Source organism: Algibacter sp. (assembly GCF_049667265.1).
In the GTDB taxonomy this organism is placed as follows: Bacteria; Bacteroidota; Bacteroidia; order Flavobacteriales; family Flavobacteriaceae; genus Algibacter_B.
On the sequence record NZ_JBATHX010000313.1, the window covers coordinates 1 to 1,836 of the forward strand.

The window sequence follows — 1,836 nt, forward strand, 5'->3', positions numbered from 1 at the left end:
CCGACGGGAAAGCTTTCATACGAACCGCCAATTGGGTGGCATTAGTGGTTTTCCAAAACGCGATGAAAGTGAATACGATGCTTTTGGTGTTGGGCATTCGTCAACCTCCATTTCGGCAGCTTTAGGAATGGCTATTGCATCAAAATTAAAAGGTGAAAACAAACAACATATTGCTGTAATTGGCGATGCTTCTATTGCCAGCGGAATAGCCTTTGAAGGTTTAAATCATGCTGGTGTTACCGATGCTAATTTACTCGTTATTTTAAATGACAATGCTATTGGAATTGACCCAAGCGTTGGCGCGTTAAAAATGTATTTAACAAACGTAAAAAAAGGCACGCAAAAGCAAGACAATATTTTTGAAGCCTTAAATTTTGATTATTCAGGCCCCATTGATGGCCATGACATAAATAAAATTATTTCAGAACTTGAAAGGCTAAAAACCGTTAAAGGACCAAAGCTTTTACACGTCATTACTACAAAAGGAAAAGGTTTAAAACAAGCGGAAGCCGACCAAGTAAAATATCATGCTCCGGGGAAATTCGATTCGGCAACAGGCGAACTTATTGCCAAATCAACCTCTAGGTTGCCAAAATATCAAGATGTTTTTGGTCATACTATTGTGGAGTTGGCCAAAAAAAATAAAAACATTGTTGGCATTACACCCGCCATGCCAACAGGCAGCTCGTTAAAATACATGATGGAGCAAATTCCAGATCGCGCTTTCGATGTGGGGATTGCAGAGCAACATGCTGTAACTTTGGCCGCAGGAATGGCAACACAAGGTTTAATACCGTTTTGCAACATATACTCGACCTTTTTACAACGCGCTTTCGACCAAATTATCCATGATGTAGCCATACAAAAACTACCCGTTATTTTTTGTTTAGACCGCGCTGGTTTGGTTGGTGAAGATGGTGCCACACACCACGGTGTTTTCGATTTAAGTTATTTACGTTGCATCCCAAACCTAGTTATATTCGCGCCCCGAAATGAAATAGAGCTGCGTAACATCATGTATACCGCCCAATTAGGTTTAGAGCAACCTATTGCCATTCGGTACCCTCGTGGACGTGGCGTTACTATCAATTGGAAACAACCATTTTCCAAAATAGAAATAGGTAAAGCTACTACGCTTAAAGAAGGCAAAAAATTGGCGATTTTAAGTATTGGTAACATGGCGCAAAATGTTTCCGAAGCTATTGAAAACTTAAATGTTTCCCATTACGATATGCGTTTTGTAAAACCTTTGGACGAAAAATTACTTCATACCATTTTCAAAACTTATGATACTGTGGTTACCGTTGAAGACAACGCCATAAAAGGTGGTTTTGGAAGTGCCATTCTCGAGTTTGCTTCTAAAAACAGTTATAAGAATACAGTAAAAGTTTTAGGGATTCCTGATGAATTTTTGGAACATGGTAGTGTTGATGAACTTCAAAAATCTGTTGGTTTGGATGCGGATAGTTTAACCAAAGTTTTTGATTCCCTTTTTTAAAAATCCACCTTGACTTTGTCAGAAAAATTTGATAACTTCGTTTAACAATCGATAAAATTTATTGAAACGGAACTTTATCTTTGCATTATACACAATTACTACAAATGACTAAACTTTCTACCTTATTCGCATTAATTATTGCACTCACCGCAAATAGTCAGTCATTAAAAACATTATCAATTGAGCAACAACTTGAAGATGTCGAATTCATAAAAACAGAATTAGAGAAATTACATCCAGGGATATATACCTATCAAACTAAAAAGGAGTTTGAGGATGGATTTATATCATTAAAAGAAAACCTTTACGAAAATCAAACAGTTTTCGATTTTTACAAT

The 1,836-nt window shown here is 37.0% G+C and carries 1 protein-coding gene and 1 pseudogene; both read left to right on the forward strand.

Going from position 1 to position 1,836, the window contains the following annotated elements; translation table 11 throughout:
- Nucleotides 1-1,498, forward strand: a 1,498-nt coding sequence (dxs, locus tag WBN21_RS11255; RefSeq protein WP_424200314.1) for a 1-deoxy-D-xylulose-5-phosphate synthase, incomplete at its 5' end; no start/stop codon positions are given.
- A gap of 104 nt (nucleotides 1,499-1,602) precedes the next feature.
- Nucleotides 1,603-1,836, forward strand: a pseudogene (locus WBN21_RS11260) (hypothetical protein); the annotation flags it as partial.